Source organism: Streptomyces sp. NRRL S-495 (assembly GCF_000966955.1).
GTDB lineage: Bacteria > Actinomycetota > Actinomycetes > Streptomycetales > Streptomycetaceae > Kitasatospora > Kitasatospora purpeofusca.
The window spans coordinates 1-303 of the sequence record NZ_JZWY01000235.1 but is presented as its reverse complement, the minus strand read 5'-3'; the positions used below and the strand labels follow the sequence as shown (position 1 = coordinate 303).

Genomic DNA, 303 nt, shown 5'->3' with positions numbered 1-303 from the left:
CCCCCGTGCCTGCCCTTCCCGCGCCGGCCGTCCCCGCGCCCGCCGTGCCCGAGCCGGCGCCCGGGCCCGTCCGGGAACCCGCCCCCGAGCCCGTACCGACGCACGACCCGGCCTCCGCGCCCACCGGCGCCGACCCGCGCCTCCCCACCAGGCCCGAGCCCGGTCCGGCCGCCACCGCGCTCGCCCGGACCACCTCCGGGCGCAGCGACAGCGACGACCTGCTCGCCATCCTCCGCTCGCCCGAGGCGCACGCCGTCCGCAACGCCCCCCGGATCCGCCTGCTCGGCCCGGTCGACGTCGCCG

At 82.8% G+C, this 303-nt stretch carries 1 pseudogene; it reads left to right on the top strand.

The window, feature by feature from the left end:
* Positions 1–303: pseudogene (locus VR45_RS13840) on the top strand (hypothetical protein); the annotation flags it as partial.